This window comes from Streptomyces sp. NPDC056361 (assembly GCF_042262805.1).
Classification (GTDB): Bacteria; Actinomycetota; Actinomycetes; order Streptomycetales; family Streptomycetaceae; genus Streptomyces.
Genome location: NZ_JBHJQI010000004.1, coordinates 116,649 through 124,290, shown reverse-complemented (window position 1 = coordinate 124,290; position 7,642 = coordinate 116,649). Strand labels below are relative to the sequence as shown.

General features: G+C 75.2%; 6 protein-coding genes. 3 read left to right on the top strand and 3 right to left on the bottom strand.

Translation table 11 applies throughout. The annotated features are described in order from the left end of the window. Window positions 1-77: 77 nt before the first annotated feature. Complete coding sequence (locus ACFCY7_RS02560; RefSeq protein WP_376480603.1) at window positions 78-1,064, bottom strand: SCO1860 family LAETG-anchored protein; 987 nt, start codon at window positions 1,062-1,064, stop codon at window positions 78-80. Between the two features lie 353 nt (window positions 1,065-1,417). Between ACFCY7_RS02560 and ACFCY7_RS02555 the strand changes: the two genes are divergently transcribed. Next, a complete protein-coding gene (locus ACFCY7_RS02555) occupies window positions 1,418-3,532 on the top strand; it encodes a penicillin acylase family protein (protein ID WP_376480602.1) in 2,115 nt (704 codons plus the stop codon). Continuing rightward, the gene (locus ACFCY7_RS02550) at window positions 3,529-4,095 is read left to right on the top strand and encodes a GNAT family N-acetyltransferase (RefSeq protein ID WP_376480601.1); all 567 of its coding nucleotides are present in this window, start codon (window positions 3,529-3,531) and stop codon (window positions 4,093-4,095) included. The genes ACFCY7_RS02555 and ACFCY7_RS02550 overlap by 4 nt, the downstream gene beginning before the upstream one ends. Before the next feature lie 12 nt (window positions 4,096-4,107). On the opposite strand, the gene ACFCY7_RS02545 is transcribed toward ACFCY7_RS02550, so the two are convergent. Then, complete coding sequence (locus ACFCY7_RS02545; RefSeq protein WP_376480600.1) at window positions 4,108-5,193, bottom strand: amidohydrolase family protein; 1,086 nt, start codon at window positions 5,191-5,193, stop codon at window positions 4,108-4,110. A 76-nt stretch (window positions 5,194-5,269) separates the two neighbouring features. After that, window positions 5,270-6,235, bottom strand: a complete 966-nt coding sequence (locus ACFCY7_RS02540) for a hypothetical protein (RefSeq protein ID WP_376480599.1) — start codon at window positions 6,233-6,235, stop codon at window positions 5,270-5,272. A 248-nt stretch (window positions 6,236-6,483) separates the two neighbouring features. On the opposite strand from ACFCY7_RS02540, the gene ACFCY7_RS02535 reads away from it, so the two are divergent. Next, window positions 6,484-7,590 (top strand): pyridoxal-phosphate-dependent aminotransferase family protein, encoded by a 1,107-nt coding sequence (locus ACFCY7_RS02535; RefSeq protein ID WP_376480608.1) that lies wholly within the window; start codon window positions 6,484-6,486, stop codon window positions 7,588-7,590. The last annotated feature ends 52 nt before the right edge of the window (window positions 7,591-7,642 follow it).

The following is a 7,642-nucleotide window of genomic DNA, read 5'->3' as shown; positions in this document are numbered from 1 at the left end:
GGGCGACGGCGTCGCCCTCCCCGAACCCCTTTCCTTCCCCCTGCCCCGGCGCCCCCCGGCGCCTCCCCCTCGGGCCGTCAGTCGCGCGAGCGGGCGCGCGAGCGGGTCAGTGCGAGGGCGCCGCCGCCCGCCACGAGGAGGGCGAGGGCTCCGGCCGCGAGGTACGGGGTGGTGGAGCTGCCGCCGGTCTCGGCGAGGTTCTCGGTGGGCGTGGTGCCGCCGTTGTTGGTCTTGATGCCGCCCGCGTCGCTGGGCTTGGCGGAGGGCTGCTGGGTGGGCTGCTCGGAGGGGCGCTCGCTGGGCTGCTCCGTCGGCCGCTCGGTGGGCTTCTGCGTCGGGGCGGCGCCCTTGGGCGTCTCGCAGGTGGCCTGGGCGAGGGTCACGGTGCCGTTGACCTCGGCCACGCCGAGCTTCAGCGGGTTGACCTCCACCTTGAGTTCGAGCGCGGTGGCGGCCGCGGTGCGGGAGGTCGTGGAGGTGCGGGAGAGGTCGAGGGTCACGTCGCCGACGCCGGGGACGCTGACCTGGGTCCGGCCGCCGGTGGACAGGGTGGTCTTCTTGCCGAAGACGGTGACGTGGCCGAGGACGTTGGACTCGGCGACCGGCTTCCGGCCCGTCTCGCACAGCGCCTTGGAGGTGACCTTCTCGACCTCGACGAGGGAGAGCGCGGGGATGCCGGGGACGTGGACCCGCACCTTGACCAGGTTCACGTACCCCTCGGCCTTGTCCTCGTCCACGGTGGCCTTCGAGGTGGCGACGTCGGCGGCGAGGATGTCGATCGGCTTCCCGCCCTCGGCCCCCCGCACCTTCACGGAGAGCGCGGTCTCGCTCTCCGTCCGCGGCGCCTTGACCTCGTTGAGGGAGGCCCGGACGGGCACGTCGACCGTCTTGCCGAGGAGCGAGACGTCGAGGCCGGTCCGCAGGACGACGGCGGTGGCACTCCCTTCGCCGCCCGTGGCGTGCGCCGCGGGGGCGGCGAGGAGCACGGGACCGACGACCAGCGCGGCGACGGTCGCGGCGGCGGCGGTGCGGCGTGCGGGCATGCGGAAGGTGTTGCTGTTCAAGATGGTGGAACCCCCACAGGAGACATGGCGTCGCCGGCCGCTCACCACGGGGACGGTGGGTCGGCGCGGCCTCGGCGACTTGAGACACCGGAATCTTTACGCACGGAGAGTGAACCGACAGTCGCCTGGCGTGAGTTCACTCCAAAGGGGGGTTTCCGTGTTCATTTTCGATTCTTTTGGACACAACCGTTCCCGCACGCCCCGCGTCTTTCGTACGGGGCGATGTGTGCGGATTGGATGAGAACGACGCACGGCACCCCCACGTCACGGATCGTCAACCCGGTGCACGTGACCGACCTGCCGCTCCTGTAGATTAATTTAGGACAGCCTTACCTAAGAAAATCTACGCGGACATGGACGGGATCGGGGTCTCCGTGAGCATCGAGGTCTACCGGGACGCCTGGGGCGTCCCGCATCTGCGCGCCGCCGACCCGGACGAACTCGCCTTCGCCCAGGGCCGGGTCACCGCCCGCGACCGCGCCTGGCAGCTGGAGGTCGAACGGCACCGGGCCCAGGGCACCAGCGCCGCCTTCCTGGGCGCCCCCGAACTCCCCTGGGACACCTTCGCCCGGCAGGCCAGGCTCGCCGACACCGCCCGCCGCTGCTTCGAGCGCCTCGACCGCACCGACGCGGAGACGGCGGCCTGGGTACGCGCGTACGTGGCCGGCGTCAACGACGGCCTCGCGGAAGGCGCCCGGCGCGCACCCGAGTTCGCGGCGACCGGACTCGCGCCCGGCCGGTGGGAGCCCTGGACCCCGCTCGCCGTCTGGCTCTCCACCCACATCCTCTTCGCCGGCTTCCCCACCAAGCTGTGGCGGGACCGGGTCGCCCGGCGGCTCGGCGAGGAGTGGACGGAGCTCTTCGCGACGGACGGCCCCGGCACGGCGGGATCCAACGGCTGGGTGGTGGCCGGCGAACGGACCGCGAGCGGGGCGGCCCTGGTCGCCGGCGACCCGCACCGGTTCATCGAGGCCCCCGGCGTCTACCAGCAGATCCGGCTCTCCTGCCCCGCGTACGACGTGGTCGGCCTCGCCGTGCCCGGTGTCCCCGGCCTCGCCCACTTCGGCCACACCGGACCCGTGGCCTGGGCCATCACCAACGCGATGGCCGACTACCAGGACCTGTACCGGGAGCGGCTGCACCGGCTCCCCGACGGGACCGTGGAGGCCGTCGGCCCCGAGGGACGGCGCCCCGCCGCCGCGCACACCGAGACGATCGAGGTCGCGGGCGCGGAGCCGGTCGAGATCGAGGTGATCGAGACCGACCGGGGCCCGGTGGTCATCGGCGTGGACGGCGGGCCCGCCGACGGCGACCCCGCCGACGGCTGGGAGGCGGTCGCGCTGCGGTATCCGCCCCGGGTCACCGGAGAGCTCGGCTTCGGGGTGCTGCCCGCGCTGCTGCGGGCCCGGACCGTCGCCGACGTGGACGCGGCCCTCGACGGCTGGGTCGAGCCGGTGAACGTCGTCCAGGCCGCCGACACCGCGGGCGGACTCCTCCACCGGGTCGCCGGCCACGTGCCCGTGCGGGACCGCTCCAACTCCCTGCGCGTCGTGCCCGCCTGGGACCCGGTGCACGCCTGGGAGGCCGCGCCCGCCCCGCTGCCGCGCGCCGAGGTGCGCGGCCACGCGGTGATGGCCAACGCCCGGGGGCTCGCCGCGCCCCTGGGCGTCGAGTTCGCGCCGCCGCACCGGGCGGCCCGGATCGCCGAACTGCTCGACGCCTCGGCGTCCTGGACCCCGGAGGCGACCGCCGCCGTCCACGCGGACACCGACAACCCCTCGGCGGCCCGGCTCCTGGCGAAGGTGGCGGGGAACGGCGACGGCCTCTCCCCCGCCGCCGCGGCCGTCCGCGAGCGGCTGCTCGGCTGGGACCGGCGGATGGACGCCGAGAGCACCGGCGCCGGGCTGTACGCCGCCGTGCGCGGGGCCGTGGTGCGCCGGATGGCCGGCCACGAGGCGTTCGCCGCGCTGCGCGAACCCGCCGCGTACCCCGAGGTGTTCCGGCCCTGGCTGGCGCTCGGCCCGCGGGTCGCCTACGCCCTGGAGACCCTGCTCACGGCCGGTCCCGTGCCGGCCGCGGACGTCGACCGGATCGTGCGCGAGGCGCTCGACGAGGTCGGGGCGGGCGCGCCGCCCGCGGCCTGGGGCGCGACCCACCGGCTCGCGCCCTGGCAGGCGCTGCCCGACGCCGACGACGACCGCTGGCCGGGGCTCGGCGGTGACCACGACTGCGTGCTCTCCACGTCCAGCGTGCCCGGGTGGACCGACCGCAGCGCCCGCGCGTCCGCCGCCCGGTACGTCTGGGACCTCGCCGACCGCGAGCGGAGCCGCTGGATCGTGCCGTTCGGCGCGTCCGGCGTCCCCGGCGACCCGCACCACCACGACCAGCTCCCCCTGTGGCTGCGGGGCGGACTCGCCCCCGTCGTCACCGACTGGGACCGGCTCACCGAAGAGAAGGAATCCGCATGACCACCACCGCCGCCGTGTACGAACGGACCCTCGAAGGCTTCGGCGCCGTCCGCATCGCCCCCGTCGACCCCGACCGGGACGCCCCGCTCATCCACGGCTGGGTGAACGAGGACCGGGCCCGCTTCTGGGGCATGGGCGGCACGAGCGTCGAGCAGGTCCGCGACACCTACGCGCACCTCGACTCGCTCACCACCCACCACGGCTACCTGGTCACCCGCGACGACGAGCCCGTCGCCCTCTTCCAGACGTACGACCCCGCGGCCGACCGGGTCGGCGAGTGCTACGAGGTCCTGCCCGGCGACATCGGCGTCCACCTGCTCCTGGCGCCCAGCGCCGCGCCGGAGGCCGGGTTCTCGGGCCGGCTGCTCGTCGCGCTGATCGACTTCGCCCTGCGCGACCGCACCCGGATCGTGGTCGATCCGGACGCCGCCAACGAGAAGGCCGTCGCCCGGATGGTCCGGGCCGGCTTCGAGCCGGGCCCGGTGGTCGTGCTGCCCGAGGTGGACCTGCCGGAGGTCTTCATCCCGGAGAAGAAGGCCCGGCTCGCCTTCCTCACCCGCTGACGGGCCGGCCGGTCAGCCGACCACCCGGCCGTTGACGACGACCCGCCGCGGCGCCGCGAGGACGCGGACGTCCGCGCGCGGGTCCTCGCCGTAGACGACGAGGTCGGCCGGGGCGCCCTCCTCCAGGGAGGGGCGGCCGAGCCAGGCCCTGGCCCGCCAGGCGGTGGCCGCGAGCGCGTCGATCGGCGGGATGCCGGCCCGGGTCAGTTCCTCGACCTCCTCGGCGACGAGCCCGTGGGCGAGGGAGCCGCCCGCGTCGGTGCCGACGAAGACGGGGACGCCCGCGTCGAAGGCGGCGCGGACGGTGTCGTACCGCCGCTCGTGCAGCCTGCGCATGTGGGCCGACCAGCGGGGGAACTTCTCCTGGCCGCCGTCGGCGAGGTGCGGGAAGGTCGCGATGTTGACCAGGGTCGGGACGATGGCGACGCCCCGCTCGGCGAAGAGCGGGATGGTGTCCTCGGTGAGGCCCGTGGCGTGCTCGACGCAGTCGATGCCCGCCTCGACGAGGTCCCGGAGCGAGTCCTCGGCGAAGCAGTGCGCGGTGACCCGGGCGCCGAGCCGGTGCGCCTCCGCGATGGCCGCCTCGACCTCGGCGCGCGGCCAGCAGGCGGTGAGGTCGCCCACCTCGCGGTCGATCCAGTCGCCGACGAGCTTGACCCAGCCGTCGCCGCGGCGGGCCTCCCTCCCGACGTACGCGACGAGGTCGGCGGGCTCGATCTCGTGGGCGTAGTTGCGGATGTAGCGGCGGGTGCGGGCGATGTGCCGGCCCGCACGGATGATCTTCGGCAGGTCCTCGCGGTCGTCGATCCAGCGGGTGTCGGAGGGCGAGCCGGCGTCGCGGATCAGCAGGGTGCCGGCGTCCCGGTCGGTGAGCGCCTGCTTCTCGCTGGTGGCGTCGTCGACGGGGCCGTGCCGGTCGAGGCCGACGTGGCAGTGGGCGTCGACGAGTCCGGGCAGCGCCCAGCCCTCGACGGTCACCGCCTCGGCGGCGGGCCGGTCGAAGGTGATCCGCCCGCCGACGCACCACAGTTCGTCGCGTACGTCCTCCGGGCCGACGAGCACCCGCCCCTTCACGTGCAGCACCGCGTGATCGCTCATGGCTGCACTCTACGAGCCGCCGCCCGGGTCCCGGGCGGCGATGTCCGTCACGTCCGCGCCGCGGGCGCCGGGCCCGTCACGGGCGCCAGTCGGCCTCCAGGTCGTGCGAGTCGGTCTTGGTGAGCTGGGTGAGCCCGGTGCCGTCGGCCCGGACGAGGAAGAGGTGCTCGGGGTCCGCGTCGTCGGTGCCGCCCCGGGTGAAGACCAGGCGCCTGCCGTCCGGCGACCAGGAGGGGTACTTGTCGTTGGCGGCGGCCGAGGTGACGGGGTACGCACCCGTGCCGTCGGGGGCGACGACGTGGAGGTGGGCGAAGCCGGTGGAGTCCACGCGGCTGAAGACGATCCTGTTGCCGCGCGACCAGTCGGGCGTCCAGTCCCGCGAGGCCGCCCCGGTGATCGGCGTCTGGGCCAGGGTGGACAGCTGGATCCGCATCAGCCTGCTGTTTCCGGACGCGTCCGCGCGGCTGAAGGCGAGGTGCTTCCCGTCCGGGGACCACGTCGGGTGGAACTCGTCCGCCGCGGTGTGGGTAAGCCGCGTGGCGGGGGTGCCGTCGGCGTCCGCCACGTAGATCTCGCGCTCGGCGCCGACGGGCAGGGAGTAGGCGATCCGCTTGCCGTCCGGGGACCAGGCCGGGTCGGAGGCGCCCGCGGTGCCGGGCACGGACTTCAGGTCGCCGCCCGCGCCGTTCATCGTCCAGATGCCGTCGACGGCGCCGCCGGAGCCGTAGCGGAGGAACGCCACCCGCTTGCCGTCCGGGGACCAGTCGGGCATCACGTCGCTGACGGCGGGGGTGTGGGTGAGCTTGGCCGGCTTGCCGCCGCTCGGGGCGATCGCGTACAGGTCCTCGACGGGCGCCGCCGCGTCGTAGCGGGCGAAGACGATCGGGCGGGCCGAGACCGCCCACGCGCCCGCGGCCGCTCCCGCGTCTCCCGAGGCGCCGAGGGTCAGCGGTGCGGCGAGGGCGAGCGCCGCGGCTGCCGCCACCGCCCGGCGCAGCAGCGTTCTGTCGGTGCTTTCGGTCCTCCGGACCATGGCGTCCACCCCGATTCCTCCCGGCGGCTCCGCGCGGCGCCGCTCCGGCCCGCAACATCCCACCGGCGGGGCGCCGGGGGAAGCGGCGGAGCCCGGCGGTACGCGCCTTGTGACACGTTCCGCACACCGTCGTGACGGCGCGGGGCGCCCGGACGGGGTGCTGCCCGCGACCGCGCCCGCGGGGCGCTTAGGCTGGCACGAGCCCGATCCGATGTATGCGACACGCATACGCCGACGAAGAAGGAACCCCCGTGACCGTGACACATCCGCTCCTGGACCTGGCCCCGCTGACCGCCGCGCACTTCGCGTCGATCGAGCGGCGGGTGGCCGCGCTGCTCTCCACGGAGCAGGACGTGGTCATCACCCAGGGCGAGGCGCTGCTGCCCCTGGAGGGGTGCATCCGGAGCGGGGCGCGGGCCGGTTCGACCGCGCTGAACATCGTCACCGGTCCGTACGGGCAGACCTTCGGCAACTGGCTGCGGGACTGCGGGGCGACCGTGGTCGACCTGGAGGTGCCCTTCCACACGGCGGTGACGGCCGCTCAGGTGGAGCAGGCGCTCGCCGAGCACCCGGAGATCGACTTCGTGTCGCTGGTGCACGCGGAGGCGGCGACCGGGAACACGAACCCGGTGGCGGAGATCGGCGAGGTCGTGCGGGCGCACGGCGCCCTGTTCTACCTGGACGCGGTGGCGTCGATCGGCGCGGAGCCGGTGCTGCCGGACGCGTGGGGCGTGGACATGTGCATCATCGGCGCGCAGAAGGCGATGGGCGGGCCCGCGGGGGTGTCCGCGGTGTCGGTGAGCGCGCGGGCCTGGGAGCGGTTCGCCGCCAACCCGGCGGCCCCGCGCCGCTCGTACCTCTCCCTCCTCGACTGGAAGGAGCGCTGGATCGACGGCGGCCGCAAGGCGCTGCTGCACGCGCCGGCGCAGCTGGAGATGCTGGCCCTCGAGGCCTGTGTGGAGCGGATCGAGGCGGAGGGTCTGGACGCGCTGATGGCGCGGCACGCCTCGGCGGCGGCCGCGACCCGGGCGGGCGCGGCGGCGCTGGGCGGCGGTATCGAGCCATACGTGTACGAGGCGCGGGACGCCGCCCCGGTGGCGACGACGCTGCGCGTCCCGGCCGGTACGGACGCCTCGGAGCTGGTGGCGAAGGCCCTGGCGGCCGACCCGTCGCTGCCGCTGATCGCCGGCGGCGGGGCGCTGGCCAAGGAGATGATCCGGGTCAACCACTACGGCGTGGACGCGACGCCGGGTGCCGTGCAGTCCTCGCTCGCCGCCCTCGGCGCTGCGCTCGCCGAGTCGGGCCGCACGGTGGACCTGGAGGGCGCGCGCCGGGCGGCCACGGAGGCCTGGCACCAGGCGTAGGCGGTACGCGGAAGGGGGCGGGGTCCGGTGTCGGGCCGCCGCCCCCTTCCGC

Coding starts and splice junctions, on each gene's coding strand:
- ACFCY7_RS02550 (WP_376480601.1), top strand. CDS start 3,529: ATGACCACCACCGCCGCCGTGTACGAACGGACCCTCGAAGGCTTCGGC.
- ACFCY7_RS02545 (WP_376480600.1), bottom strand. CDS start 5,193: ATGAGCGATCACGCGGTGCTGCACGTGAAGGGGCGGGTGCTCGTCGGC.
- ACFCY7_RS02555 (WP_376480602.1), top strand. CDS start 1,418: ATGGACGGGATCGGGGTCTCCGTGAGCATCGAGGTCTACCGGGACGCC.